The sequence below is a fragment of the Pseudocitrobacter sp. CD920760 genome (genome assembly GCF_057782505.1).
Window position 1 is genome coordinate 3924398 of record NZ_CM173490.1, and the last position, 25986, is coordinate 3950383.

The 25986-nt window shown below is 55.0% G+C and carries 26 protein-coding genes; 8 read left to right on the forward strand and 18 right to left on the reverse strand.

The window, feature by feature from the left end:
* Positions 1 to 24: 24 nt before the first annotated feature.
* Entirely contained in the window at positions 25 to 3912 is a 3888-nt protein-coding gene (gene purL, locus AC1MKH_RS18365; RefSeq protein ID WP_276219354.1) for a phosphoribosylformylglycinamidine synthase, read from the reverse strand.
* Between the two features lie 256 nt (positions 3913 to 4168).
* Here purL and mltF point away from each other — a divergent pair, with 256 nt between their 5' ends.
* Positions 4169 to 5725 carry a membrane-bound lytic murein transglycosylase MltF gene (gene mltF / locus AC1MKH_RS18370; protein ID WP_276219352.1) on the forward strand — a complete coding sequence of 519 codons (1557 nt, stop codon included), beginning with the start codon at positions 4169 to 4171 and terminating at the stop codon, positions 5723 to 5725.
* Here the strand turns inward: mltF and tadA are convergent.
* Entirely contained in the window at positions 5719 to 6258 is a 540-nt protein-coding gene (gene tadA, locus AC1MKH_RS18375; protein ID WP_276219350.1) for a tRNA adenosine(34) deaminase TadA, read from the reverse strand. The two genes, mltF and tadA, sit on opposite strands and share 7 nt — an antisense overlap.
* Positions 6259 to 6285: 27 nt before the next feature.
* Entirely contained in the window at positions 6286 to 6921 is a 636-nt protein-coding gene (gene yfhb, locus AC1MKH_RS18380; protein WP_276219349.1) for a phosphatidylglycerophosphatase C, read from the reverse strand.
* 229 nt (positions 6922 to 7150) lie between these two features.
* Here yfhb and AC1MKH_RS18385 point away from each other — a divergent pair, with 229 nt between their 5' ends.
* Positions 7151 to 7999, forward strand: coding sequence for a MurR/RpiR family transcriptional regulator (locus tag AC1MKH_RS18385; RefSeq protein ID WP_015963399.1), 849 nt, complete (start codon positions 7151 to 7153; stop codon positions 7997 to 7999).
* Positions 8000 to 8084: 85 nt separating this feature from the next.
* Positions 8085 to 8345 carry a YfhL family 4Fe-4S dicluster ferredoxin gene (locus AC1MKH_RS18390; protein WP_327621903.1) on the forward strand — a complete coding sequence of 87 codons (261 nt, stop codon included), beginning with the start codon at positions 8085 to 8087 and terminating at the stop codon, positions 8343 to 8345.
* On the opposite strand, the gene acpS is transcribed toward AC1MKH_RS18390, so the two are convergent.
* The 12 genes from acpS to rseD form a co-directional block, all read right to left on the reverse strand.
* Positions 8342 to 8722 (reverse strand): holo-ACP synthase, encoded by a 381-nt coding sequence (gene acpS / locus AC1MKH_RS18395; protein WP_276223670.1) that lies wholly within the window; start codon positions 8720 to 8722, stop codon positions 8342 to 8344. The genes AC1MKH_RS18390 and acpS overlap by 4 nt on opposite strands.
* Positions 8722 to 9453, reverse strand: a complete 732-nt coding sequence (gene pdxJ / locus AC1MKH_RS18400) for a pyridoxine 5'-phosphate synthase (protein ID WP_276223672.1) — start codon at positions 9451 to 9453, stop codon at positions 8722 to 8724. The genes acpS and pdxJ overlap by 1 nt, the downstream gene beginning before the upstream one ends.
* A 59-nt stretch (positions 9454 to 9512) precedes the next feature.
* Positions 9513 to 10220 (reverse strand): DNA repair protein RecO, encoded by a 708-nt coding sequence (gene recO, locus AC1MKH_RS18405; RefSeq protein ID WP_276223710.1) that lies wholly within the window; start codon positions 10218 to 10220, stop codon positions 9513 to 9515.
* A 133-nt stretch (positions 10221 to 10353) separates the two neighbouring features.
* Positions 10354 to 11259 carry a GTPase Era gene (era, locus tag AC1MKH_RS18410; protein WP_276223675.1) on the reverse strand — a complete coding sequence of 302 codons (906 nt, stop codon included), beginning with the start codon at positions 11257 to 11259 and terminating at the stop codon, positions 10354 to 10356.
* Positions 11256 to 11936 (reverse strand): ribonuclease III, encoded by a 681-nt coding sequence (gene rnc, locus AC1MKH_RS18415; protein WP_015963393.1) that lies wholly within the window; start codon positions 11934 to 11936, stop codon positions 11256 to 11258. The genes era and rnc overlap by 4 nt, the downstream gene beginning before the upstream one ends.
* 216 nt (positions 11937 to 12152) lie before the next feature.
* A complete protein-coding gene (gene lepB, locus AC1MKH_RS18420; RefSeq protein ID WP_149464830.1) occupies positions 12153 to 13127 on the reverse strand; it encodes a signal peptidase I in 975 nt (324 codons plus the stop codon).
* Between the two features lie 16 nt (positions 13128 to 13143).
* The gene (lepA, locus tag AC1MKH_RS18425; protein WP_276223680.1) at positions 13144 to 14943 is read right to left on the reverse strand and encodes a translation elongation factor 4; all 1800 of its coding nucleotides are present in this window, start codon (positions 14941 to 14943) and stop codon (positions 13144 to 13146) included.
* A gap of 185 nt (positions 14944 to 15128) precedes the next feature.
* Positions 15129 to 15605 carry a SoxR-reducing system protein RseC gene (gene rseC, locus AC1MKH_RS18430; RefSeq protein WP_276223682.1) on the reverse strand — a complete coding sequence of 159 codons (477 nt, stop codon included), beginning with the start codon at positions 15603 to 15605 and terminating at the stop codon, positions 15129 to 15131.
* A complete protein-coding gene (gene rseB, locus AC1MKH_RS18435; RefSeq protein WP_015963389.1) occupies positions 15602 to 16555 on the reverse strand; it encodes a sigma-E factor regulatory protein RseB in 954 nt (317 codons plus the stop codon). The genes rseC and rseB overlap by 4 nt, the downstream gene beginning before the upstream one ends.
* Positions 16555 to 17205 carry an anti-sigma-E factor RseA gene (gene rseA / locus AC1MKH_RS18440; RefSeq protein ID WP_015963388.1) on the reverse strand — a complete coding sequence of 217 codons (651 nt, stop codon included), beginning with the start codon at positions 17203 to 17205 and terminating at the stop codon, positions 16555 to 16557. The genes rseB and rseA overlap by 1 nt, the downstream gene beginning before the upstream one ends.
* 31 nt (positions 17206 to 17236) lie before the next feature.
* A complete protein-coding gene (gene rpoE, locus AC1MKH_RS18445) occupies positions 17237 to 17812 on the reverse strand; it encodes an RNA polymerase sigma factor RpoE (protein ID WP_015963387.1) in 576 nt (191 codons plus the stop codon).
* Between the two features lie 56 nt (positions 17813 to 17868).
* The gene (rseD, locus tag AC1MKH_RS18450) at positions 17869 to 17964 is read right to left on the reverse strand and encodes a rpoE leader peptide RseD (RefSeq protein WP_144052231.1); all 96 of its coding nucleotides are present in this window, start codon (positions 17962 to 17964) and stop codon (positions 17869 to 17871) included.
* Between the two features lie 270 nt (positions 17965 to 18234).
* Between rseD and nadB the strand changes: the two genes are divergently transcribed.
* On the forward strand, positions 18235 to 19854 hold the full coding sequence (gene nadB / locus AC1MKH_RS18455; RefSeq protein WP_276223688.1) for an L-aspartate oxidase: 1620 nt from the start codon (positions 18235 to 18237) through the stop codon (positions 19852 to 19854).
* Here nadB and trmN read toward each other — a convergent pair.
* Entirely contained in the window at positions 19839 to 20576 is a 738-nt protein-coding gene (gene trmN, locus AC1MKH_RS18460; RefSeq protein ID WP_276223690.1) for a tRNA(1)(Val) (adenine(37)-N(6))-methyltransferase TrmN, read from the reverse strand. The two genes, nadB and trmN, sit on opposite strands and share 16 nt — an antisense overlap.
* A 117-nt stretch (positions 20577 to 20693) precedes the next feature.
* Here trmN and srmB point away from each other — a divergent pair, with 117 nt between their 5' ends.
* Positions 20694 to 22022 (forward strand): ATP-dependent RNA helicase SrmB, encoded by a 1329-nt coding sequence (srmB, locus tag AC1MKH_RS18465; RefSeq protein ID WP_276223692.1) that lies wholly within the window; start codon positions 20694 to 20696, stop codon positions 22020 to 22022.
* Positions 22023 to 22070: 48 nt separating this feature from the next.
* Here the strand turns inward: srmB and grcA are convergent, their stop codons facing one another.
* Positions 22071 to 22454, reverse strand: coding sequence for an autonomous glycyl radical cofactor GrcA (gene grcA / locus AC1MKH_RS18470; RefSeq protein WP_015963383.1), 384 nt, complete (start codon positions 22452 to 22454; stop codon positions 22071 to 22073).
* Between the two features lie 317 nt (positions 22455 to 22771).
* Between grcA and ung the strand changes: the two genes are divergently transcribed.
* Positions 22772 to 23461 (forward strand): uracil-DNA glycosylase, encoded by a 690-nt coding sequence (ung, locus tag AC1MKH_RS18475; RefSeq protein ID WP_015963382.1) that lies wholly within the window; start codon positions 22772 to 22774, stop codon positions 23459 to 23461.
* A gap of 43 nt (positions 23462 to 23504) precedes the next feature.
* Here the strand turns inward: ung and AC1MKH_RS18480 are convergent, their stop codons facing one another.
* Positions 23505 to 24563 carry a tRNA/rRNA methyltransferase gene (locus AC1MKH_RS18480; protein ID WP_276223695.1) on the reverse strand — a complete coding sequence of 353 codons (1059 nt, stop codon included), beginning with the start codon at positions 24561 to 24563 and terminating at the stop codon, positions 23505 to 23507.
* 204 nt (positions 24564 to 24767) lie between these two features.
* On the opposite strand from AC1MKH_RS18480, the gene trxC reads away from it, so the two are divergent.
* Positions 24768 to 25193 carry a thioredoxin TrxC gene (gene trxC / locus AC1MKH_RS18485; protein ID WP_108477201.1) on the forward strand — a complete coding sequence of 142 codons (426 nt, stop codon included), beginning with the start codon at positions 24768 to 24770 and terminating at the stop codon, positions 25191 to 25193.
* 68 nt (positions 25194 to 25261) lie between these two features.
* On the forward strand, positions 25262 to 25960 hold the full coding sequence (tapT, locus tag AC1MKH_RS18490) for a tRNA-uridine aminocarboxypropyltransferase (RefSeq protein WP_276223699.1): 699 nt from the start codon (positions 25262 to 25264) through the stop codon (positions 25958 to 25960).
* Positions 25961 to 25986: the final 26 nt, after the last annotated feature.

A 25986-nucleotide genomic window follows, 5' to 3' on the forward strand; every position in this document is an offset into this window, starting at 1 on the left:
GGGCCGCTTTCGCGGCCCTGTCTCTTAACCTAACTGCTTACGCGCATTGCGGAAGATGCGCATCCACGGCCCGTCCTCGCCCCAGTTTTCCGGGTGCCAGGAGTTTGCCACGGTACGGAAGACGCGTTCCGGGTGCGGCATCATGATGGTGACGCGACCACTTTCGTTGGTCACTGCGGTGATCCCGTTCGGAGAACCGTTCGGGTTCGCCGGATAGGTTTCCGTCACCTTGCCGAAGTTATCAACGTAGCGCAGCGCCACCAGCCCCTTGCTCTCAAGCGCGGCCAGATGCGCCGCATCGCGGACTTCCACACGCCCTTCACCGTGAGAAACGGCAATCGGCATCTGCGAACCGACCATGCCCTGCAGCAGCAGCGACGGGCTTTGCGTCACTTCGACCAGGCTGAAACGCGCTTCAAAGCGGTCAGAGTTGTTACGCACAAAGCGCGGCCACAGGTCGCTGCCCGGGATCAGTTCGCGCAGATTAGACATCATCTGGCAACCGTTGCACACGCCCAGCGCCAGCGTTTGCGGACGATGGAAGAAGGTTTCGAACTCATCGCGCACGCGATTGTTGAACAGGATGGACTTCGCCCAGCCCTCACCCGCGCCCAGCACGTCCCCGTAAGAGAAACCGCCACAGGCGACCAGCGCATCAAAACGCGCCAGCCCGGTGCGACCGGCCAGCAGGTCGCTCATGTGTACGTCGATAGCATCGAAGCCCGCACGCTGGAACGCCGCCGCCATTTCAACATGAGAGTTGACGCCCTGCTCACGCAGTACCGCTACCTGAGGACGCGCGCCTTTCGCAATGTACGGCGCGGCGATATCGTCGTTGATATCAAAGGTCAGCTTCACGTTCAGGCCAGGATCGTTGTCGTTGGCTTTCGCGTGATGCTCCTGATCGGCGCTTTCCGGGTTATCGCGCAGACGCTGCATCTGCCAGGTAGTTTCTGCCCACCACATACGCAACGTGGTGCGGCTTTCGCTAAAGACCGGCTGGCCGTTAGCGGTCAGCACGAAGCGGTCACCCGCTACGGCATTGCCCAGATAGTTCACGCAATCACCGAGGCCGTGTTTCGCCAGCAGCGCTTCAACCGCCTCACGGTCAGCCGCGCGAACCTGAATCACCGCCCCCAGCTCTTCGTTGAACAGTGCAGCCAGACGGTCATCGCCCAGCGCGGCGATATCCGCCTCAACGCCGCAATGACCGGCAAAGGCCATTTCCGCCAGCGTCACCAGCAGACCGCCATCAGAACGGTCGTGATAAGCCAGCAGTTTACGTTCTGCCACCAGCGCCTGAATGGCGTCATAGAAGCCTTTCAACTGCGCGACGTCACGCACATCGGCAGGTTTGTCGCCCAGTTGACGGTAAACCTGCGCCAGCGCGGTGGCGCCCAGCGCGTTATGGCCTTTCCCAAGGTCAATCAGCAGCAGGGCGTTATCTTCCGTAGAAAGCTGCGGCGTAATGGTATGACGCACATCTTCCACGCGAGCAAACGCGGAAATCACCAGCGACAACGGCGAGGTCATTTCACGCTGTTCGTTGCCTTCCTGCCAGCGGGTTTTCATCGACATGGAGTCTTTACCGACCGGAATCGTCAGGCCCAGCGCCGGGCAAAGTTCTTCGCCAACCGCTTTCACCGCTTCGTACAGACCAGCGTCTTCGCCAGGATGACCGGCAGCAGACATCCAGTTCGCCGACAGTTTGATGTGTTTGATATTGCCAATTTGCGTTGCCGCAATGTTGGTCAGCGCTTCACCGACTGCCAGACGGGCAGACGCCGCGAAGTCGAGCAACGCAACCGGAGAACGTTCACCAATCGCCATCGCTTCACCGTAGTAGCTGTCGAGGCTGGCGGTAGTCACCGCACAGTTAGCCACCGGGATCTGCCACGGGCCAACCATCTGATCGCGAGCCACCATGCCGGTGACGGTACGGTCGCCGATGGTGACGAGGAAGGTTTTTTCCGCCACGGACGGCAGGTGCAGAATGCGGTTAACCGCATCGGCAATCGTAATGCCTTCGCGAACCAGCGCGTCGCCCTTCGCTTTCAGGGTGGTGACGTCGCGGGTCATCTTCGGCGTTTTGCCCAGCAACACGTCCAGCGGCAGGTCGATAGGCTGATTGTCGAAGTGTTTGTCATTCAGGCTGAGGTGCAGTTCTTCAGTCGCTTCGCCAATGACAGCATACGGCGCGCGTTCACGCTTGCAAAGTTCATCGAACAGCGGCATCTGCTCAGGCGCAACTGCCAGCACGTAACGTTCCTGCGATTCGTTACACCAGATTTCCAGCGGGCTCATACCCGGCTCGTCGCTCAGGATGTCACGCAGTTCGAATTTACCGCCGCGCCCACCGTCGCTCACCAGCTCTGGCATCGCGTTAGAAAGGCCGCCCGCGCCGACGTCGTGGATAAACAGGATCGGGTTCGCGTCGCCAAGCTGCCAGCAGCGGTCGATCACTTCCTGGCAACGACGTTCCATTTCCGGGTTATCGCGCTGGACGGAGGCGAAATCGAGATCCGCGTCAGACTGGCCGGATGCCATGGAAGAGGCTGCGCCGCCGCCAAGGCCGATATTCATCGCCGGGCCACCGAGGACGACCAGCTTCGCGCCCACGGTGATCTCGCCTTTCTGCACGTGATCGGCGCGGATGTTGCCGATCCCGCCTGCCAGCATGATCGGTTTGTGATAACCGCGCAGCTCTTCACCGTTGTGGCTGTTTACTTTCTCTTCATAGGTACGGAAGTAGCCGTTCAGGGCCGGGCGACCAAATTCGTTGTTAAACGCCGCGCCGCCCAGTGGGCCATCGGTCATGATATCCAGCGCGGTGACAATGCGCTCCGGCTTGCCGAAATCTTCTTCCCACGGCTGTTCAAAGCCCGGGATACGCAGGTTAGAAACGGAGAAACCGACCAGACCGGCCTTCGGTTTTGCGCCGCGCCCGGTGGCGCCTTCATCACGAATTTCACCGCCGGAACCGGTTGCCGCGCCCGGCCACGGAGAAATCGCCGTCGGGTGGTTGTGGGTTTCGACCTTCATCAGGATGTGCGCAGGCTCCTGGTGGAAATCGTAGCGACCCGTTTCGTGGTCAGCAAAATAACGCCCCACTTCAGACCCTTCCATTACTGCGGCGTTATCTTTATAAGCAGACAGCACGTGATCCGGCGTGGTTTCAAAGGTGTTTTTGATCATCTTGAACAGCGATTTCGGCTGCTGCTCACCGTCGATAATCCAGTCGGCGTTGAAAATTTTGTGTCGGCAGTGCTCAGAGTTAGCCTGCGCAAACATATAGAGTTCGATATCGTTCGGGTTACGCCCAAGCTTAGTGAAGGCATCCTGCAGATAGTCGATTTCATCATCCGCCAGCGCCAGCCCCAGACGCAGGTTAGCGTCAATGAGCGCCTGACGCCCCTCGCCCAGCAGATCCACGCTGGATACCGGTGCAGGTTGATGATGAGCAAACAGTTTTTCCGCATCCTGCAGCGAGTCAAAGACGCTTTCCATCATGCGGTCGTGCAGCGTCGCCGCCACTTCACGCCACTGCTCCGCCGTAAGCGTAGAGGCTTCCACATACCAGGCCACACCGCGTTCCAGGCGCAGAATCTGAGTCAGGCCGCAGTTGTGAGCGATGTCGGTTGCTTTTGAAGACCAGGGGGAGATGGTGCCAGGGCGGGGAGTCACGAGCAGTAATTTACCGGATGGCGTATGGCTGCTGAGGCTCGGGCCATACTTTAACAGACGTTCAAGTCTGGCGCGCTCTTCGTCGTGAAGCGGAGCATCCAGATCGGCAAAATGGACATACTCAGCGTAAATATTGCTTACCGGGAGGTTGGCTGCCTGAAAACGCGTCAGCAGTTTGTTAATACGAAATGCAGACAGTGCAGGCGAACCACGCAGAATTTCCATCATAAGTCTCTCGTCTTCTAAGCTTTCAGTGTGCGCAAGGGGGGAAAACGGGCGCTATTATAGATAATCCTGCGCCCTGACGAAACCGTTTGCGTAGAAATAAAATCACTTCCTGCTTTTACCAATAGATGTGACGTATCTCTCGAATTAGTTGCCAACTGGCGCAATCTTAAGCAAAATGCCGCTCATTCTGTTCCAAACCATAGTCTTCTTATGGTCACTGCACACAGTGATTTTGTTAGCGCAGAGAATTAACTATTTGAAAAAATTAAAGATTAATTATCTGCTGATCGGCATCGTCGCACTGCTGTTGGCAGCAGCCCTTTGGCCCTCCATTACGTGGATCAACCAATCGGCCAATCGCATTGCCGCCATTCAGGCGCGGGGGGAACTTCGCGTCAGTACCATCGTGTCTCCTTTAACCTACTCTCGCGTTGATGATAAAGAGTACGGGCTCGACTACGCCCTTGCTGAACAGTTTGCCGATTATCTTGGCGTAAAACTGAAGGTGACCGTGCGGCAGAACATCAGCGAACTGTTTGACGATCTCGACAACGGCAAAGCAGACCTGCTGGCCGCGGGCCTGGTTTATAACAGCGAGCGCGTCAAAAACTACCACGCAGGCCCGGCCTACTATTCCGTTTCTCAGCAGGTGGTGTATCGCGTCGGCAGCTATCGCCCGCGCTCATTGGGAGAACTGAACGCCGAGAATCTTTCCATTGCGCCAGGACATGCGGTGATCAACGACCTTCAGTCACTGAAAGAGACGAAGTATCCCGATATCAGCTGGCAAGTGGATGAAAAGCGCAGCAGCGAAGCCTTAATGGAAGAAGTGCTGGCGGGCCGCCTGAATTACACCATCGCAGACTCGGTGGCGATCAGTCTGTTCCAGCGCGTGCATCCTGAACTGGCCGTGGCGCTTGATATCACCGACGAGCAGCCGGTAACCTGGTTTAGCGTTAACGACGAAGACGACACGCTTTCCGCCGCGATGCTCGACTATTTCAACAGCATAAATGAAGACGGCACCCTCGCCCGCCTGGAAGAGAAATATCTGGGGCACGGTGGCGATTTCGATTATGTCGATACGCGCTCCTTCCTGCGCGCCGTCGATAGCGTGTTGCCTGACCTTCAGCCGCTGTTTGAGAAACACGCCAAAGAGATAGACTGGCGACTGCTGGCAGCTATCTCGTATCAGGAGTCGCACTGGGACGCGCTGGCAACCTCCCCCACCGGCGTGCGCGGCCTGATGATGCTCACCAAGAATACGGCCCAAAGTCTGGGTCTGACGGATCGTACCGATGCGGAACAAAGCATTGGCGGCGGCATGCGATATCTGCTGGATATGATGGAGAAAGTGCCGGATACGGTGCCGCAGGATGAGAAAATCTGGTTTGCCCTCGCCGCTTATAATATGGGTTACGCGCATATGCTTGATGCCCGTGCATTAACGGTTAAGCAGAAAGGCAACCCGGACAGCTGGACGGATGTAAAACAGCGTCTGCCGCTGCTGAGCCAGAAACCTTATTACAGCAAGCTCACTTACGGATATGCGCGTGGACATGAGGCCTACGCCTATGTCGAAAACATCCGTAAGTATCAAATTAGTCTGGTGGGGTATCTGGCGGAGAAAGAGAAGAAAGTGGCCCAGGAGATGGCGATTGCCGCCGATTATCCGGCGGTGACGATGGACGAACTGAACCGCAACAATGCTGACTTCTTACCGTTTATTTCCCTTTCGCCACGCGATTATCTGCACAGCGTGCAGGGATCGACGTCAAGCGAACTGGTCGACGCCGCACATACTCATCATTGATTTTCGGCTTTCTGCGCTTTGCGCAATGCCTTGATTTGTTCGCGGCGTTCGCGGAAAAAATCACTCAACATCCCGGCGCATTGATCGCGCAATACGCCTTCGGTGACCTCGACTCGGTGATTCATTCCCGGATGATGCAGGACATCCATTAACGACCCGGCAGCGCCAGTTTTGGCATCGCGCGCGCCAAACACGACGTGTCCAATGCGGCTATGCACCATTGCGCCTGCACACATCACACACGGTTCCAGCGTAACGTACAGCGTGGCGTTAATCAGGCGGTAGTTTTGCAGCACCATGCCGCCCTGACGCAGCGCCATAATTTCGGCGTGAGCCGTCGGATCGTGACGACCAATCGGGCGATTCCAGCCTTCGCCAATCACCTGATTATCGAGCACCAGCACCGCGCCAACCGGCACTTCTCCTTCATCCCAGGCGCGCTGCGCAAGCGTAAGCGCATGGCGCATCCAGTATTCATGGTTGAATTCATTGTCGGACAAAGTGGGCACTCCAGATGATAAATCGGGGCGCATTATACATAGAGAGAATAAGATTACCCACTATTCCAGCCGCTGAAGTTCACCGCGCGGCGTTACCCGCCAGCGATGCTGGCAAAAATAGAGCAGCGGGTTATCCTGTTTGCTGTCGCTGTAACCGCTAAACAGACGCAGCGGCGTACCGATTTTGCGTTCCAGTTGCACCACTTTTTCATGCCCCAGGCAGCGCAGCGACAGCACCCAGCCGCCATGAGCCCGCGTTATCTGACTGGCGATGAGATTCACGCGCGGCAGCCAGGGCGTATCAAAATAGACTTTCTCCACCAGCGACTGCGGCGAGCCGGTAATCAGCCATACATCCGCATCGGTGCTGATGAGGTATTCGGTCAGGCGCTTGTGCACCACCGGGAAAGTCACCACATTTGCGCGAAACCACGTGGCAAAATCTGCTTCCAGCGCGCGCAGTTTGGCTTCGCTGTGTCCAAAGGTACAACCCCACAGCAGCAAACTCATTGGCCAGCGCGCAGCGCGCCCTTTTACCAGCAGCGCGATACCAATAATCGGCAGCAGAGGCAGCACCAGCAACGTATTAAGCGGCAGTCTCCGCAGCAGATAGCGCAGAAACGTGCCGAACATATCCTGCTGATGCAGCGTGCCATCCAGGTCGAAAAAAATAACTCGACGGGGGTCGTTTGCCAAACCAGACTCCTTTAAGCGATGAATTTCCGTTAACTCATTACAAGCGTAACAGATAGCGCGGGTGATTTCTGGAAACATCACCTCAACGGCGAGATGCAAAAAGTGTTCAATATTTTGCGCCAGGTGGAATATTTAATTCAGGTTATTCCGTTATAATCGAATAATAATTCTTTCAGGCGAGCAGAATTGTTGTCGGGAGAGGTAGCGTAATTTTGCCCTTGAGGAGCGTATGAATTGTTTAATCCGTATTCGCCAGCGATATCCGCATCTGGCGCAAAGTGATAAAAAACTGGCCGATTTTATCCTGGCGCAGCCTGACCTGGCGCGTCATCTCAGCTCACAGCAGCTGGCGAGCCAGTCGGGTGTCAGCCAGTCCAGCGTGGTGAAGTTCGCGCAAAAGCTGGGCTTTAAAGGTTTTCCGGCCCTGAAACTGGCGCTAAGCGAAGCGCTGGCCAGCAATCCGAATCCGCACTCTATTCCGGTACACAACCAGATTCGCGGTGACGATCCGCTGCGTCTGGTGGGTGAAAAGCTCATCAAAGACAACGTTGCCGCGATGCATGCCTCACTCGACGTTAACGACGAAGAGAAACTGCTGGAGGCGGTGAATATGCTGCGCGGCGCACGGCGCATCGTGCTGACCGGGATTGGCGCCTCGGGCCTGGTGGCGCGCAACTTTAGCTGGAAACTGATGAAGATTGGTCTTAATGCCGTTGCTGAGCTGGATATGCACGCTCTGCTCGCCAGCGTTCAGGCATTAAGCGAAGGCGACCTGCTGTTAGCGATTTCCTACTCCGGTGAGCGTCGAGAGATAAACCTGGCGGCGGATGAAACCCTGCGCGCGGGTGGCAAAATTCTCGCCATCACCGGATTTTCACCCAATGCGCTCCAGCAGCGCGCCACGCACTGCCTTTATACCATTGCGGAAGAACAGGCCACGCGCAGCGCAGCGATTTCCTCAACCAGCGCACAGATGATGCTGGCGGATGTGCTGTTTATGGGGCTGGTGCAGCAGGATCTGGAAAACGCGCCGGATCGCATTCGTCATAGTGAAGCGCTGGTGAAGAAGCTGGTGTAGCGGATTACCCCGGAAAAAGTATGGTCTGCGCAGAAAATGCGCGTATAATGCGCGGCCCGAATAGGTTGTTTCTGAGAGTTTCCTGATGGCGTTGTTAATCACCAAAAAATGCATCAACTGCGATATGTGCGAACCGGAGTGTCCGAACGAAGCCATTTCGATGGGTGATAGCATCTATGAGATCAATAGCGATCGCTGCACCGAGTGCATCGGCCATTACGAGACGCCAACCTGTCAGAAAGTGTGCCCGATCCCGAATACGATTCTAAAAGATCCGGCACACGTTGAGAGCGAAGAACAGCTGTGGGATAAATTCGTGACGATGCATCACGCCGACAAAATCTAGCTTTCCAGAATGACCGTCGCGCAGGCGTAGCGGCGTTCATCCGCCAGGGTGACATGCATATGCGCTACGCCCAGCCTTTCCGCCAGCTTCTGCGCTTCGCCCCACAGGCGCAGCTTCGGTTTACCCATTTCGTCGTTGTACACTTCAAACTGGTTAAACGCCAGGCCATTACGGATGCCGGTGCCGAAGGCTTTTGCCGCTGCTTCCTTCACCGCGAAACGTTTGGCCAGAAAACGCACCGGCTGCTGATGCGTTTCCCAGATAGCCCACTCATTGTCAGTGAGTACGCGTCGGGCGAGGCGATCGCCGCTGCGGGCAATCACCTCTTCGATACGCGTAATTTCGACAATGTCTGTTCCGAGCCCAAGAATCGCCATTATTTGCGCGCTTCCAGCATCAGGCGTTTCATTTCGGCAACAGCATCTTTCAGACCGGTCATCACCGCGCGGCCAATGATGGCGTGGCCGATATTCAGTTCGTGCATTTCTGGCAGCGCCGCGATAGCTTTCACGTTGTGATAAGTCAGGCCATGCCCGGCATTGACTTTCAGCCCCAGGCTTGCGGCATAAGTTGCGGCGTGAGCGATACGCTCCAGTTCTTTAGCCTGCTCTGCGTCGGTTTGAGCATCGGCATAACAACCCGTGTGAATTTCGATATAAGGCGCGCCCACTTCTGCCGCGGCTTTAATCTGCTCGTTATCGGCATCGATAAACAGGGATACCAGAATACCTGCGTCGGCGAGGCGTTTGCAGGCATCGCGCATTTTGTCACGCTGACCAGCAACGTCGAGACCGCCTTCGGTGGTCACTTCCTGACGCTTTTCCGGCACCAGGCAGCAGAAATGTGGTTTGGTGTCGACGGCAATGTTCAGCATCTCTTCGGTGACCGCCATCTCCAGATTCATGCGCGTGTCGAGCGTCTGACGCAGGATACGCACGTCGCGGTCGGTGATGTGGCGACGGTCTTCACGCAGATGAACGGTGATGCCGTCCGCGCCCGCCTGTTCGGCGATGAATGCCGCCTGAACCGGGTCCGGATACGCTGTGCCGCGCGCGTTACGCAGGGTGGCAATGTGGTCAATATTGACGCCTAACAGTAATTCAGCCATGACAATCCTCGGTTTTAAATCGATGCTCGTTTTTTCACTCTCATCGTGAAAGTGAACGTTTATTTTTTCGGCAAAAACTGCCTGAATAATTCCCGGCTTTTTAGCGGTTTGCCACCAAGATACGGCTTCAGCGCCATACGGGTAAAGCGTTTTGCGGCACGCAGCGAATCCACATCCGGAAACTCGCGGCTGGCCAGCGCTTTAAGGTGATGGCCGGTAAAGGTGTAGTTATCAATCACCACGCTGGCGATAAAGCCTTTTTCTTCACGATAGCGATAGGTCATCGTGTCATCCACTTCCTCGCCGCTTCCCGCGCAGTGCAGGAAATCGACGCCGTATCCCAGATGCCCCAGCAGCGCCAGCTCAAAACGACGTAGCGCGGGTTCGGGCGAACCGGAGGTGCCCGCCAACGCCTGAATGCAGTGCAGGTAATCGAAGAAGAGTTCAGAGAAACGAGTTTCGTGCTCCAGCACGCGGGAAATGAGTTCGTTAACGTAAAGGCCGCTGTAAAGCGTAATGCCGCTCAGGGGGAGCGCCAGCGACACGGCTTCCGCGCTGCGCAGGGTTTTGACTTCACCGCGCCCGCCAAAGCGAACTAACAGGGGGGTAAAAGGCTGAAGTGTGCCTTTCAGGTTGGAACGTTTGGAACGTGCGCCTTTGGCAACAAGGCGCACACGACCCGACTCTTCCGTGAAGACGTCCAGCATCAGGCTGGTTTCGCTCCAGGGGCGACTATGCAGGACAAATGCGCGCTGCCAGCCTTCCATCATACCCGTCGTCTTTCAAGCCGCAGGTGCGTTGGCTGCGACTGTTCACCCCAGTCACTTACTAATGTAAGCTCCTGGGGATTCACACTCTTGCCGCCTTCCTGCACCATGAAAGCCATAGGGTATGAGAAACTTACAGATCGTCGCCATAGCCAAGACTACGCAACGCGCGCTCGTCATCAGCCCAGCCGGATTTCACTTTCACCCACAGTTCCAGGTGAACCGGGGCTTCGAACATTTCCTGCATGTCTTTACGGGCTTCGATACCGATGGTTTTGATTTTGGAACCTTTGTTACCAATCACCATCTTCTTCTGCCCGTCACGCTCAACGAGGATCAGGCCGTTGATGTCGTAACCGCCGCGCTCGTTAGTCACGAACCGTTCGATTTCCACGGTAACAGAATACGGCAGTTCTTCGCCCAGGAAACGCATCAGCTTTTCACGGATGATTTCAGACGCCATAAAACGCTGAGAACGGTCGGTGATGTAATCTTCCGGGAAGTGATGAATCGCTTCCGGCAGATGTTTACGCACGATCCCGGCGATGGTGTCGACGTTCAGCCCGGTTTCCGCAGACATCGGTACGATGTCGAGGAAGTTCATCTGGCTGCCGAGGAACTGCAGGTGCGGCAGAAGATCTGCTTTTTCCTGCACGTTATCGACTTTGTTTACGGCCAGAATCACCGGCGCTTTGCCTTCGCGCAGTTTATTCAGCACCATTTCGTCGTCCGGCGTCCAGCGGGTGCCTTCCACGACAAAAATCACCAGTTCAACGTCACCGATGGAGCTGCTCGCCGCTTTGTTCATCAGGCGGTTGATGGCGCGTTTTTCTTCCATGTGCAGGCCAGGGGTATCAACATAGATTGCCTGATACGCGCCTTCCGTATGAATACCGACGATGCGGTGACGGGTAGTCTGCGCTTTACGCGAGGTAATGGAAATTTTCTGCCCCAGCAGATTGTTCAGCAGGGTAGATTTGCCGACGTTCGGGCGACCGACGATGGCGATAAATCCGCAGTAAGTTTTGTCTTCGTTCATTCCAGCTCCAGTTTTTTCAACGCCTGTTCGGCGGCAGCCTGCTCCGCCTTGCGACGGCTGGAACCTGTGCCAACCACCGGTTCACTCAGGCCGCTAACCTGGCAGTGGATAGTAAATTCCTGATCGTGTGCTTCCCCACGCACCTGCACCACCAGATAAGATGGCAGCGGCAGATGGCGGCCTTGCAGATACTCCTGCAAGCGTGTTTTTGGATCTTTCTGTTTATCGCCTGGGCTGATTTCGTCCAGACGCGTTTGATACCAGGAGAGGATTAACTTCTCGACATTCTGAATATCGCTGTCGAGGAACACCCCGCCAATCAACGCTTCAACCGTATCCGCGAGGATAGATTCGCGACGGAAGCCGCCACTTTTCAGCTCGCCCGGCCCTAAACGCAAGCATTCGCCCAGTTCAAATTCACGGGCAATTTCTGCCAGTGTATTTCCACGAACCAGCGTCGCACGCATACGGCTCATATCGCCTTCATCCACACGCGGGAAACGGTGATAAAGGGCGTTAGCGATCACGTAGCTTAAAATGGAATCGCCCAGAAATTCTAAGCGCTCGTTATGTTTGCTGCTGGCACTGCGATGGGTTAATGCCTGTTGCAACAACTCCTGATGAACAAAAGTGTAGCCCAGCTTCCGTTGAAGCCGATTAATTACGATGGGGTTCATGCGATACCAATAAATGAATGCGTCAAAAATTCAGCACACGAAACAGATCTGAAAGCACCAATACGGTTTCGTGTGCCGTGTCTATTAAGAAAGACATGTGTAACTTCGGGGGGATATTCTATACGCAACGACAAGGGATGTCGTTAGTTTGGAGAGATTTAACTGCTAAATAATTTATGCGGAGGCACTAATGCCCCCGCATAGGTCTGACAAGGATTAGTGGATACCACCAATACGGCTTAAACGTACGCCGGTCGGCCATTCACCTTCCTGTTTTTCGAAGCTCATCCAGATGGCCGTCGCCTTCCCGACCAGGTTCGCTTCCGGCACGAAGCCCCAGTAACGGCTGTCGGCGCTGTTGTCGCGGTTATCACCCATCATGAAGTAATGACCCGGCGGCACAATCCACGTAGCCGGCTGTAAACCAGACTGGCGATAGTACATGCCGACCTGATCCTGTGCGATTGGCACGGTCAGAATACGGTGATTTACCTCGCCCAGCGTCTCCTGACGTTCGGTCAGGCGAATGCCATTTTCTTTGGTTTCGCCTTTCGGCAATTCAAAGAAACCGCTGGTCGCTTCGCCGCCGTTACGACGGGCAAAGGTCTGCACGAAATCGCTCGGTTCAACGTTCGAGTAGGTGACCGGCAGCGCGTTACCGCAAGCCTGACCTGAACTGCAGTTTGGTTGAATAGTGACTTCTTTGCTGATCGGATCGTAAGTAACTTTATCACCCGGCAGGCCTACCGCGCGTTTGATGTAATCAAGGCGCGGATCTTCCGGATATTTAAAGACCACGATGTCGCCACGTTTCGGGTGACCCGTTTCGATAATCGTTTTCTGGTAAATAGGATCTTTGATGCCGTAGGCGAATTTTTCCACGAGGATAAAGTCACCAATTAACAGCGTCGGCATCATTGAACCGGATGGGATCTGGAACGGCTCATAAATAAAAGAACGCACGATGAGCACAATCGCCAGCACCGGAAATACGGACGCGCCAGTTTCCAGCCAGCCCGGTTTCGGGCCCACTTTTTTCAGCGTTTTTTTGTCCAGCGCATCTCCGGTTGCGACCTGCGCCGCAGCCTGACGTTCCCGACGTTTGGGCGCGAAGATAAATTTATCAACGCACCACAAAAGGCCCGTAACCAGTGTGGCAATCACCAGAATCAGGGCAAACATATTCGCCATGCCAACTCCTTAAGAATTATTTACCGTCTTTACCGACGTGCAGAATGGCGAGGAACGCTTCCTGCGGCAGTTCAACGTTACCGACCTGCTTCATGCGTTTTTTACCGTCTTTCTGTTTTTGCAGCAGTTTTTTCTTACGGCTGACGTCACCGCCGTAGCATTTCGCCAGGACGTTTTTACGCAACTGTTTCACCGTAGAACGCGCGATAATGTGGTTGCCAATGGCCGCCTGAATCGCGATATCAAACTGCTGACGCGGGATCAGCTCTTTCATCTTCTCAACCAGCTCACGACCACGGTACGGCGCATTGTCGTTGTGGGTGATCAGCGCCAGCGCATCGACGCGATCGCTGTTGATAAGAACATCAACACGCACCATGTTAGACGCCTGGAAGCGTTTGAAGTTGTAATCCAGCGACGCATAGCCGCGAGATGTTGACTTCAGACGGTCGAAGAAGTCGAGCACCACTTCTGCCATCGGGATTTCATAGGTCAGCGCAACTTGTTTACCGTGGTAAACCATGTTGGTCTGCACACCGCGTTTTTCGATACACAGGGTGATAACGTTGCCCAGAAACTCTTGCGGCAGCAGCATATGACACTCAGCAATCGGCTCACGCAGCTCCGCGATGTTATTCAGCGGCGGCAGCTTGGACGGGCTGTCGACGTAGATGACCTCTTTGTTAGTGGTCTCGACTTCGTAGACTACGGTCGGCGCGGTGGTGATGAGATCCAGATCGTATTCACGTTCCAGACGTTCCTGAATGATCTCCATGTGCAGCAGACCGAGGAAGCCACAGCGGAAGCCGAAGCCCAGCGCGGTAGAGCTTTCCGGCTCGTAGAACAGGGAGGCGTCGTTCAGGCTCAGTTTGCCCAGCGCATCGCGGAAGTTTTCGTAATCGTCAGAGCTTACCGGGAACAGGCCCGCATAAACCTGCGGTTTGACTTTTTTAAAGCCTGGCAGCGCTTTGTCAGCCGGGTTACGCGCCTGGGTCAGCGTATCGCCAACCGGAGCGCCCAGAATGTCTTTAATGGCGCACACCAGCCAACCCACCTCGCCGCATTTCAGCTCGGTACGGTCAACCTGTTTCGGGGTGAAGATGCCCAGACGGTCGGCGTTATAGACCTGGCCGGTGCTCATCACTTTGATTTTATCGCCTTTACGCATGGTGCCGTTTTTAATACGCACCAGCGAGACCACGCCCAGGTAGTTATCGAACCAGGAGTCGATGATCAGCGCCTGCAACGGGCCTTCCGGATCGCCTTCCGGCGGCGGAATATCGCGCACCAGACGTTCCAGAACTTCGGTTACGCCCACGCCGGTTTTCGCTGAGCAACGTACAGCGTCCGCCGCGTCGATACCGACGATATCTTCAATTTCTTCCGCCACGCGCTCAGGATCGGCTGCCGGGAGGTCGATTTTGTTCAGAACCGGAACCACTTCCAGGTCCATTTCCATGGCGGTGTAGCAGTTCGCCAGGGTTTGCGCCTCTACGCCCTGCCCGGCGTCAACCACCAGCAGTGCGCCTTCACAGGCCGCCAGAGAACGGGAAACTTCGTAGGAGAAGTCGACGTGACCAGGGGTGTCGATAAAGTTCAGTTGATAGGTTTCGCCATCAGCTGATTTAAAGTCCAGGGTGACGCTCTGCGCTTTAATGGTAATGCCGCGTTCGCGTTCCAGATCCATCGAGTCGAGAACCTGGGCTTCCATTTCACGATCAGAAAGGCCACCGCAAATCTGGATGATACGGTCAGACAGCGTCGACTTACCGTGGTCGATATGTGCAATGATCGAAAAGTTACGTATATTCTTCATATATTAAGATAATTATGCCTTACGAATACTTTGAGGCCGCTGTTCTGTGCCTGACGTTTGTGTCGTTCGAAAACGCCGCATTCTACACTACAACTGCGCAACCAGGAAATGCTCTTCCAGCAAGCATAGCGGTTCCGCTCACGGCTTTCTCATACCAGATGTAAATAAAAATAAAGCCAGTGCGATCACTGGCTCAATTCGGAAGAGGTGGAGGTTCGCAGGAGGTCAGGCGGCAGGCCAACGCTAATGATGACGGGTTGCCACGTTTCGCGTTTCGCAAGCGTCGGCGAAAAACCGCGCGCCAGTAAAAAGCCACCCACACCGCCTAACAGCGCCCCGCACATGGCAGCGATGTCTGTGCCGAACAGCACCTGGAACAGAGAGGCCATGAGAAACAACCCCACCAGCGGTGACAGGTAAACCAGCATAGCGGAACCCAGCAGGCTGCTTTCGCTTATTCCCAGCTCCACTTTTTGCCCGGCCACCAGCGGTTCGGCGCTGGGAACGGTAATGGTGTGGCTGGTTTGTGGCCCCAGCTTATTCAGCACGCGGCTGCCGCAGCCCGCGCGTGACGCGCAGCTGCTGCATGACGCTTTCACGTCACAGTGAACTTTCGCTACGCCGTTCTCCCAGGAGACAACGGTCGCCCACTCTTTAATCATTGTGCGCCCTTGAAGCTAATACCGTCGGCAATACGTTTCGCCGTTGGCGGCGGCAGTTCACCGACGATAGTGATTTCAGCCTGGTTGCGCACGGTGGTGCTCACCGTGCGGCGACCGGTACGCAGCATTTGTTCGCTGCTGTTGGCCGTGGCCCGGCTGATGTTGATGGAGAAACTGAACAGACCGTCCGAGAAGAGACGAGATTCCACTGCGGTATCAATAGTAGGTAACGTGCGGCGGCTGCTGGAGACTTCACTGAAGCCCTGAGGCACCCAGGTCGGCGACCAGTTGAAGTTCACTTTACTGCCCGCCGGAACGGAGAGCAGCGGTGGCAGGCTGGCTTTCGCCAGTTTATCCATGCTGCTACCCACTTGATCGCCCACATTAAACGCAATGACGCGGAACTGCTCCAGCGTTTCGCCGTCGCGATCGAGCAGGTCAACGCGCATCGGCAGTTTGCTTTCAGAGTCCATCCAGACGATGTAGCTATAACGGGTTCCATCGCGCGCAACGACGCGGATCACTTCACACAAGCGATCGGCAATACGGGTGCGGCCAACGGAGATAAAATCGTAATACGGTGCCAGGCGTTTAAAGTCGGTATAGACCAGCGACGGCAGGGAATCGACGATGTAATCGCCATTGAGCGTAAACGGGTCGAGGCCCGGCTCAAAATAGCTGATTTCATTGCCGCGTTGCACCACTTCACGACGCGGACCATCAAGCTGCAAGAGCTGCGCCAGCGCCTGATTATTCAAACGCGCGTGACGATAGCGTAGCGATTCGACACCGGCTTTATTGATGCTGACGAATGACAGCTCATAGTTGAGGGACTGACTGGCCAGATTCATCTGCTGCAACAACGCCCCGGACGAGACATCAGCCGAGGCGTTGACAGAGAAGAACAGGCTGCCAGCCACAAGGGACATGGCACACCAAAGTTGCTTCATTACTGCGATTGCGTTCCTAAAGTTTGATAGCCCGGCACCTGAACAGCAGCCTGCTGGGTTTGTGCCTGTTCAAACTGAAGTTGCTCAGAATGCAGGCGGCGCTGCAATTCATAATCCTGCAACATTGCGTTGATGCGACGGCGTTGTTCCTGAACCTGCTGTTGCTGGCCAGTACCCGCAGTGGCATCAGACGGCACGCCCAGGCTAACCGGACTTGCTTTGCCCATCATCGGTAAGGTATTAAAAACCGGTGTTTCGGGCTGCTGAGTAGAATCTGATTGCCCATTATAGTGCTGGACACCGACAATAACTGCAAGCGATACGCAAGCCGCAACGCCCATTTGAGTGAGTGAACTCGCCCACGGACGTACTTTTTTCCAGAATGGCATATTCTGCCATTGATGCGGCGCTGGCTGGGCTTCAGGAATGAGCGGCGTCGCCTGACGAGCGGGCTCATTTTCGATGGCAGCCATGACGCGAGAAGAGATATCAAAATGAAGCACATCCGCCGTATCGCCGCGCAGCGAATCACGGATGAGATGATAGCTCTCCCAGGTTTTTTGCATTTCCGGCGAACGAGTTAATTCGGTGAGCAACTCGTTATCCAGCGTTTCACCATCCATTAAGGCGGAAAGTTTTTCTTTCTGCATGCCTAATACCTTTTCCAGTATCCCGCTACCGTCAACGCCTGATAAGCGGTTGAACTTTATTATCAATAGCTTCTCGCGCACGGAAGATACGGGAACGAACTGTACCAACCGGGCAATCCATAATTGCAGCTATCTCTTCATAGCTTAGGCCATCCAGCTCTCGCAGGGTAATTGCCATGCGTAAATCTTCTGGAAGGCTTTCAATGGTGCGAAAAACTATCTGTCTCAGTTCTTCTGACAACATTAAGTTCTCAGGGTTCGAAATTTCTTTCAGTGCGCCGCCACTTTCGAAGTTTTCTGCTTCCATTGCGTCCACATCGCTGGACGGTGGGCGTCGCCCCTGAGCAACCAGGTAATTTTTTGCCGTATTGACTGCAATACGGTACAGCCACGTATAGAAAGCGCTATCCCCCCGGAATGAATCCAGCGCACGATAGGCCTTTATAAAAGACTCTTGCACCACATCAGGAACGTCACCTGACGGCACATATCGGGAAACCAGGCTCGCCACCTTATGCTGGTAGCGCACCACCAGTAGGTTAAAAGCTTTCTGGTCTCCTTTCTGGACCCGTTCAACCAGGACCTGGTCCGTTAACTGCTCGCTCATCCGAGGTAATGTCTCCCCAAACCCTATTCCAATGCGTAATCAAAACGCCACTCCGTTCACTGCACTATGAGCAAGCACAGGGTTAGAGTGTCTGATGATTGTAAAGTTCCGTTACGCCTTTGTTTTTTGTTTGTCAGTTGTAGACCGTTCATTGTCTCTCATTATAAGTCTACGCATGCACTACGTTGTCTAAGTTGCGAAAGAAAAACGCAATTCTCGCAAGAGTAACGTAACCCGCCTTTTATTTCACCATAAATACTGGTTTCCGGAGTCAGAGATTCGATTATTTTCCTTCGTTTACAAAGTCCGTTCAGACGCTGTTATGTTTAGCCGTTACAACTTCCGCTAAAAAAATGTGTGCGCCAGCGCGTTTTATGATGCTATGCTGACCAAACCGTGTTTAGTAAATTAAACAAACCATCATGAACACTCTTCCAGATCTATCCTGTGATGTCCTGATCATCGGTAGCGGTGCTGCCGGTTTATCTCTCGCGCTGCGCGTCGCCGAGCAGCATTCTGTCATTGTGCTCAGCAAAGGCCCGATCAGCGAAGGTTCAACCTTCTATGCACAGGGCGGAATTGCAGCCGTTTTTGATGAAACCGACAGTATCGAATCCCACGTCGAAGACACGCTCATCGCCGGTGCCGGGATTTGCGATCGTGACGCCGTGTCGTTCGTGGCCAGCAATGCCAAAAACTGCGTCCAGTGGTTGATTGACCAGGGCGTGCTGTTTGATACGCAAGTACAAAGCAACGGCGAAGCGAGCTATCACCTGACGCGCGAAGGCGGCCACAGCCATCGCCGCATTCTGCATGCGGCGGATGCCACCGGCAAAGAAGTGGAAAACACGCTGGTCAGCAAGGCGCTGAATCATCCCAATATTCGGGTGATTGAGCGCTGCAATGCCGTAGACCTGATCATGTCCGATAAGATTGGCCTGCCCGGCACACGCCGCGTAGTGGGCGCGTGGATCTGGAACCGTAATAAAGAGAGCGTGGAAACCTGCGCGGCAAAATCGGTGGTGCTGGCGACGGGCGGCGCGTCCAAGGTCTATCAGTACACCACCAACCCGGATATCTCCTCGGGTGACGGCATCGCCATGGCCTGGCGCGCGGGCTGCCGCGTGGCGAATCTGGAGTTTAATCAGTTCCATCCCACCGCCCTGTTCCACCCGCAGGCACGTAACTTCCTGCTCACCGAAGCGCTGCGCGGAGAAGGCGCGATGCTCAAGCGCCCGGACGGCAGTCGTTTTATGCCCGATTTCGATGCGCGGGGCGAGCTTGCGCCGCGCGATGTGGTAGCGCGGGCTATCGATCATGAAATGAAACGGCTCGGTGTGGATTGTATGTATCTGGATATCAGCCACAAGCCCGAAGAATTTGTCCGTCATCATTTCCCGATGATTTACGAGAAACTGCTTGGGCTGGGTATCGACCTGACAAAAGAGCCAGTGCCGGTTGTTCCGGCGGCGCACTATACCTGCGGCGGCGTGATGGTAGATGATAACGGACGCAGCGACGTTGACGGCCTGTATGCGATCGGCGAAGTGAGTTATACCGGCCTGCACGGTGCAAACCGTATGGCCTCTAACTCCCTGCTGGAGTGTCTGGTCTATGGCTGGTCAGCGGCGGAAGATATCAATAAACGAATAGCCAGCGCGCGTCAGGTGGAAACCCTGCCCGCATGGGATGAAAGCCGGGTAGATGATTCCGACGAGCGGGTGGTGATTCAGCACAACTGGCATGAGTTACGTTTGCTGATGTGGGATTACGTCGGCATTGTGCGCACCACGAAACGGCTGGAGCGCGCCCTGCGTCGCATTACCATGCTTCAGCAGGAGCTCGACGAGTATTACTCACGCTTTCGCGTGTCTAATAATTTGCTGGAACTGCGCAATCTGGTACAGGTGGCGGAGTTGATTGTCCGCTGTGCGATGATGCGTAAAGAGAGCCGGGGCCTGCATTACACGCTCGATTATCCGGATCTCATGCAGGATTCCGGACCATCCGTGCTCTCGCCGCTCACTCACATAAAGAGATAAAACGCCTGGGTCAGCGCGGTATACGCTTCGGAGTATTGCTGCTCTGGCCCACGAATCGCCATTCTGTCGCTAAAGCCTTCGCCATTTTGTGGCGAGAACGCCAGCAGGACGCGATGCGGCGGGCGCGTATCATATTCGGCGATATCCGTGCGCAGGCGTAAATGCCAGCCCATCGACAGAGCCAGTTCGGTAAAACTCTGGCCGATGTTCTCCGGCAAGACCACGCAGAAAAACCCTTCTTCCGTAATGGCATCCGCCGCGCAGGTAAGCAACGTTTGATGATCGAGGGACGTGGTGTAGCGCGCCTGCTCACGTTGCGGCGTGGCGCACTCGACGCCCTGCTCGTAGTAAGGAGGATTGCTGACGATCAGGTCATAGCGACTATTAACGCTCGCGACCCAGGACTGAATATCCGCCGTGTGGACGGCAATTTTCTGCGGCCACGGGGACTGCGCGACGTTCTCACGCGCCTGATCTGCGGCATTTTCATCCAACTCAACGGCGTCGATATGCGCACTCGCCTCGGTGCGCTGTGCCAGCATCAACGCCAGCAACCCGCTTCCCGTACCAATATCCAGCACGCGCGTTACATGGGCAATCGGCGCCCATGCGCCCAGCAAAATGCCGTCCGTCCCCACTTTCATGGCACAACGGTCATGCGCGACAAAAAATTTTTTGAAGGTAAATCCATTACGACGCAGCGTGGGTTTCGAGTCAGACATAGTTATTTTGAGTATCCGGTTTTGGCTCAGCACAATACCTGAGAACAGATAGCCATACAAACAGATGAAGATTAGAGCCGTAACGTCTATAATCACCGCCTCACACTGAGGTAGACAATGACTGTAACGACTTTTTCCGAACTTGAACTTGATGAAAGCCTGCTGGACGCCCTCCAGAGCAAAGGCTTTACACGCCCGACTGCCATCCAGGCTGCCGCCATTCCGCCTGCGCTCGATGGACGTGATGTTTTGGGTTCTGCGCCCACCGGCACCGGTAAAACAGCGGCGTATCTGCTGCCTGCGTTGCAGCATCTGCTCGACTTCCCGCGCAAAAAATCCGGCCCGCCGCGCATCTTGATCCTGACGCCAACGCGTGAACTGGCGATGCAGGTTGCCGACCACGCGCGCGAGCTGGCCAAAAATACCCATCTCGATATCGCCACCATTACCGGCGGTGTCGCGTACATGAACCACGCTGAAGTCTTCAGCGAAAACCAGGATATCGTGGTTGCCACCACCGGTCGCCTGTTGCAGTACATCAAAGAAGAAAACTTTGACTGCCGCGCCGTCGAGACCTTAATTCTTGACGAAGCTGACCGTATGCTGGATCTCGGCTTTGCGCAGGACATCGAACACATCGCCGGCGAAACCCGCTGGCGTAAGCAGACGCTGCTCTTCTCCGCCACGCTTGAAGGCGATGCGATTAAAGATTTTGCCGAGCGTCTGCTCGAAGATCCGGTTGAAGTTTCTGCCACGCCTTCCACTCGTGAACGTAAGAAAATTCATCAGTGGTACTACCGTGCAGATAACCTGGAGCACAAAGTTGAGCTGCTTAAGCACCTTCTGAAACAAGAAGATATGACGCGTGCTATCGTGTTTGTTCGTAAACGTGAGCGTGTGCATGAACTTGCTGAAATGCTGCGTGCCGCCGGGATCAACAACTGTTATCTCGAAGGCGAAATGGCACAGATCAAGCGTACCGAGGGGATCAAACGACTGACGGAAGGCCGCGTAAACGTGCTGGTTGCGACCGACGTTGCCGCGCGCGGTATTGATATTCCGGATGTCAGCCACGTGATTAACTTCGATATGCCGCGCACCGGCGATACCTATCTGCACCGTATTGGCCGTACCGGCCGCGCGGGTCGTAAAGGTACGGCGGTTTCTCTGGTTGAAGCGCATGACCACCTGCTGTTGCAGAAAATTGGTCGTTATATCGAAGAGCCGCTGAAAGCGCGCGTTATCGATGAACTGCGCCCAACGACGCGTGCGCCTAGCGAAAAAATGACCGGTAAGCCGTCGAAGAAAGTGCTGGCAAAACGTGCAGAGAAGAAAAAAGAGAAAGATAAAGACAAACCGCGTGTGAAAGTACGCCATCGCGACGCGAAGAATGTCGGTAAGCGTCGCAAGCCAAGCGGCGCTGAACCGCAGTCGACAGAAGAGTAAAAAAAACGCCGGGTCTCCCCGGCGTTTTTATTTCCTGCGACTGAAAACTTACAGGCTTTCAGTGAAAGTACGAGCGATAACGTCGCGCTGCTGTTCCGGTGTCAGGGAGTTAAAGCGTACCGCATAACCTGAAACACGAATGGTCAGCTGCGGATATTTTTCCGGATGTTCAACCGCGTCCAGCAGGGTTTCACGACGCAGAACGTTAACGTTCAGGTGCTGACCACCTTCTACGCGAACTTCTGGTTTCGCTTCAACCGGGATTTCACGATATTCGATGTCGCCAAGCGCTTTCACAGCAACCACTTCATCTTCTGCATAACCACCTTTGGCAACCAGGCAGCGAGCTTCACCTTTTTCGCTATCCAGCAGCCAGAAAGAATTCAGCAGGTCGTCGTTAGCGGCTTTAGTAATCTGAATACCAGTAATCATTTGATGCCTCCCTTAGGCTATTCATATTCATTTAACCGGCCAGTTCCCGGCCAATTGGTAAAACCATTGTTGCTTGAGTGTATATATACCCCTCAAACACCCGGCATTCTTTGATTTAAATCAATAAAAACCACACCACAAAAGTGGTCATGCGCTAATTTACTTGTTTTATATCAAGTTACGCTCCCCAGCGATGCCAAATTTTATCTGTAAATTTTCAACTTTTTTTAGGGGTAGCGTGCTTTTCCCGCTGACCGATTTTGTGATGGAGAAAGAAGCAGTTAAGCTATCCGCATGACAATTTCCAGGAGAGCGAGATGAGCGCCCTTTTAACCTGGCACGATGTGCTGGCCGACGAAAAGCAACAACCCTATTTTTTGAACACGCTGGCGACGGTGGCGAATGAGCGCCAGGCTGGCACAACGATTTATCCGCCGCAGAAAGATGTGTTTAACGCCTTTCGCTTCACTGAACTGAGCGATGTAAAAGTAGTGATTTTAGGTCAGGACCCGTACCACGGGCCGGGTCAGGCGCACGGGCTGGCCTTTTCTGTTCGCCCTGGTATTGCCACGCCGCCGTCGCTGCTGAATATGTATAAAGAGCTGGAAGGTTCAATTCCGGGCTTTACCCGCCCTCAGCATGGCTATCTGGAAAGCTGGGCGCGCCAGGGCGTGCTGTTGCTTAACACGGTGCTGACGGTGCGTGCAGGTCAGGCGCATTCTCACGCCAGCCTTGGCTGGGAAACCTTTACCGATAAAGTGATCAGCCTGATTAACGAACATCGGGAAGGCGTGGTCTTTTTACTGTGGGGATCGCATGCCCAGAAGAAAGGCGCGATTATCGATGCGCAGCGTCATCGGGTGCTGAAAGCCCCGCATCCGTCACCGCTTTCTGCCCATCGCGGCTTTTTTGGCTGCAACCACTTTGTGCAGGCTAACGAATGGCTGGCGCAGCGCGGTGAAGCGCCCATCGACTGGATGCCGGTACTGCCGGCGGAAAGCGAGTAAAAAAAATGCCAGCGCGATGCTGGCATTCTTTTATGGCTTACGCTCAGGCTTTATTCTGACGCCACCATTCACTCAGCAGTACGCCGGTTGCTACGGAGACGTTCAGGCTTTCTACCGCGCCGGTCCCTTCGATCGATACGCTCAGATCGGCGCTCGACAGTGCAGCATCAGACAGACCATCGCGCTCCTGACCTAACACCAGCACCATTTTCTTCGGCAGCTCAGCTTTAAACAGCGGCGTACCCGCGTGGCTGGACGTGGTCACGATGGCGTAACCCGCTTTGCGGAAATCATCCAGCGCATCAATGAAGCTATCGCCGGTAATCGGCTGAACGTGCTCAGCGCCGCCTTCTGCGGTACGGATTGCCGCGCCGGATTCCAGCACGCCGGCATCCTGCAACAGCAGGCCTTTAATACCGAAATGCGCACAGCTACGCATCATCGCGCCCAGATTGTGCGGGTTGCCGACATCTTCCAAGGCCAGCACACAATCGGTATCGCCGCTTTTAGCAACCCAATCCTGTACGGACGTGCCGCTGCGTTTTTTGATCAGGAAGCATACGCCGCCGTGGTGTTCGGTTCCGGACGCTTTCGCCAGTTCCTCTTCATCAACCACGTGGTACGCTTTGCGGTTTGCCGCCATCCAACGCAGCGCTTCTTTAAAGCGCGGCGTTACGCTCTGGATAAACCAGGCGCGTACAATGGCGTCCGGGCGGCTCTGGAACAGCGCCTGGCAGGCGTTTTCACCGTAAACGCGCGTCTCTTCCGCACGCTGACGACGCAGGACTTCCGGGTCGATAAAGCTTTTACCGCTAATGCCACCGTGATCGGCTTTTACCGGGGTCTCATCACCCGGTGCGCGGGAAACCGTGCGCCACGGTGAGCTATCGCGTTCACCGCGATCGTCACGCTCGCGGCTGCGTTCGCGGTTCGGGCCTTTTCTGTCGTCACGGGCAGGACGGCGACCACCTTCGGCACGTGTACCAGGACGGCCACCGCCTTTTCCTGTACGCGGATTATGGGTGCGTTTATCCGAGTCATCGTCACTGCGGACATACATCACTTTGACTTTGCCGTTTTTGTTCTTCAGTTCGTCGCTCATATTTTTCTCCACCTGCGCTGCGCGAAGCGCGCAGATTACCTGATGTAGTAGCGCATAGCCATTACTTCATATCAAAGACAGTGACTATTGTACCCATTGAGTAAACCGCATTGTCGAATAAAACAGTCTCATCGATAATATGTAACATTACAGAAACATCCGGCGACCTCGCCGATCAGCAACCCTACTACCCAGAGGTTAGTTATGAATACCGTTTGTGCCCACTGTCAGGCTGTTAACCGCATACCTGAAGATCGTGTAAACGATGCGGCGAAATGTGGACGCTGTGGTCATGATCTGTTTGATGGCGATGTGATCAACGCCACCGACGCCACGCTGGACAAGCTGCTGAAGGACGATTTGCCTGTCGTTATTGATTTCTGGGCGCCGTGGTGTGGCCCTTGCCGCAATTTCGCGCCGATCTTTGAAGATGTGGCGGAAGAGCGCAGCGGCAAAATGCGCTTTGTGAAAGTGAACACCGAGGCCGAACGCGAGCTCAGCGCCCGTTTTCGCATTCGCAGCATCCCGACCATTATGATCTTCAAAAATGGCGAAATGATCGACATGCTCAATGGCGCGGTACCGAAAGCGCCGTTCGAGAGCTGGCTTAACGAAGCCCTCGAAGCATAACATCTGCGGGGCGCATCTTGTGCCCCGTTTTCACCTCTGCGACAATAGCCTTTTTCTACGCTATTGCCATGACTCCAAACGCTGTACTGCAACTCCGGGCTGAACGCCTGGCCCGCGCCACGCGCCCTTTCCTCGCCCGTGGCAATCGTGTTCGCCGCTGCCAACGTTGCCTGCTGCCGCTTAAACAGTGTTTATGCGAAACCCTGCAACCCAGCTCCGCCACCAGCCGTTTTTGTCTGGTGATGTTCGATACTGAACCGATGAAACCCAGTAACACAGGCCGCCTGATTGCCGATATCCTTCCCGATACCGCCGCATTTCAGTGGTCGCGTACCGAGCCGCCTGCCGCGCTGCTGGAGCTGGTTCAGGATCCCGCATATCAGCCGGTAGTGGTTTTCCCGGCGTCGTATGCCGGCACAGAGCGGGAAGTAATCGCCGCGCCGAAAGCGGGCAAACCCCCGCTGTTTATTATGCTCGATGGCACCTGGACCGAAGCGCGAAAAATGTTTCGCAAGAGCCCGTGGCTGGATAGCTTGCCGGTGATTTCGGTCGATTTGTCGCGCGTTTCCGCCTATGGTCTGCGGGAAGCGCACGCGGACGGTCAGTACTGTACCGCCGAAGTGGCGATGGCGCTGCTGGACCTGGCGGGCGATACTGGCGCTGCTCACGCGTTAGGCGAACACTTTACGCGTTTTCGTACCCGTTATCTGGCAGGAAAAACCCAGCATAAGGGAAGCATCACAGCACAACGCGAGGAAAGCGTTTAGACTCATACGGATGCTTATACCTGAGG

Excerpts from the sequence above, each read along its gene's own strand:
- rseA (WP_015963388.1), bottom strand. The coding sequence starts at position 17,205 with ATGCAGAAAGAAAAACTTTCCGCCTTAATGGATGGTGAAACGCTGGAT.
- recO (WP_276223710.1), bottom strand. The coding sequence starts at position 10,220 with ATGGAAGGCTGGCAGCGCGCATTTGTCCTGCATAGTCGCCCCTGGAGC.
- nadB (WP_276223688.1), top strand. The coding sequence starts at position 18,235 with ATGAACACTCTTCCAGATCTATCCTGTGATGTCCTGATCATCGGTAGC.
- AC1MKH_RS18480 (WP_276223695.1), bottom strand. The coding sequence starts at position 24,563 with ATGAGCGACGAACTGAAGAACAAAAACGGCAAAGTCAAAGTGATGTAT.
- purL (WP_276219354.1), bottom strand. The coding sequence starts at position 3,912 with ATGATGGAAATTCTGCGTGGTTCGCCTGCACTGTCTGCATTTCGTATT.
- lepB (WP_149464830.1), bottom strand. The coding sequence starts at position 13,127 with ATGGCGAATATGTTTGCCCTGATTCTGGTGATTGCCACACTGGTTACG.
- tadA (WP_276219350.1), bottom strand. The coding sequence starts at position 6,258 with ATGCGCCCCGATTTATCATCTGGAGTGCCCACTTTGTCCGACAATGAA.
- tapT (WP_276223699.1), top strand. The coding sequence starts at position 25,262 with ATGACTCCAAACGCTGTACTGCAACTCCGGGCTGAACGCCTGGCCCGC.
- rseB (WP_015963389.1), bottom strand. The coding sequence starts at position 16,555 with ATGAAGCAACTTTGGTGTGCCATGTCCCTTGTGGCTGGCAGCCTGTTC.
- rpoE (WP_015963387.1), bottom strand. The coding sequence starts at position 17,812 with ATGAGCGAGCAGTTAACGGACCAGGTCCTGGTTGAACGGGTCCAGAAA.
- trmN (WP_276223690.1), bottom strand. The coding sequence starts at position 20,576 with ATGTCTGACTCGAAACCCACGCTGCGTCGTAATGGATTTACCTTCAAA.
- rnc (WP_015963393.1), bottom strand. The coding sequence starts at position 11,936 with ATGAACCCCATCGTAATTAATCGGCTTCAACGGAAGCTGGGCTACACT.
- AC1MKH_RS18385 (WP_015963399.1), top strand. The coding sequence starts at position 7,151 with ATGAATTGTTTAATCCGTATTCGCCAGCGATATCCGCATCTGGCGCAA.
- rseD (WP_144052231.1), bottom strand. The coding sequence starts at position 17,964 with ATGAACGGTCTACAACTGACAAACAAAAAACAAAGGCGTAACGGAACT.
- grcA (WP_015963383.1), bottom strand. The coding sequence starts at position 22,454 with ATGATTACTGGTATTCAGATTACTAAAGCCGCTAACGACGACCTGCTG.
- ung (WP_015963382.1), top strand. The coding sequence starts at position 22,772 with ATGAGCGCCCTTTTAACCTGGCACGATGTGCTGGCCGACGAAAAGCAA.
- rseC (WP_276223682.1), bottom strand. The coding sequence starts at position 15,605 with ATGATTAAAGAGTGGGCGACCGTTGTCTCCTGGGAGAACGGCGTAGCG.
- AC1MKH_RS18390 (WP_327621903.1), top strand. The coding sequence starts at position 8,085 with ATGGCGTTGTTAATCACCAAAAAATGCATCAACTGCGATATGTGCGAA.
- srmB (WP_276223692.1), top strand. The coding sequence starts at position 20,694 with ATGACTGTAACGACTTTTTCCGAACTTGAACTTGATGAAAGCCTGCTG.
- era (WP_276223675.1), bottom strand. The coding sequence starts at position 11,259 with ATGAACGAAGACAAAACTTACTGCGGATTTATCGCCATCGTCGGTCGC.
- lepA (WP_276223680.1), bottom strand. The coding sequence starts at position 14,943 with ATGAAGAATATACGTAACTTTTCGATCATTGCACATATCGACCACGGT.
- pdxJ (WP_276223672.1), bottom strand. The coding sequence starts at position 9,453 with ATGGCTGAATTACTGTTAGGCGTCAATATTGACCACATTGCCACCCTG.
- trxC (WP_108477201.1), top strand. The coding sequence starts at position 24,768 with ATGAATACCGTTTGTGCCCACTGTCAGGCTGTTAACCGCATACCTGAA.
- acpS (WP_276223670.1), bottom strand. The coding sequence starts at position 8,722 with ATGGCGATTCTTGGGCTCGGAACAGACATTGTCGAAATTACGCGTATC.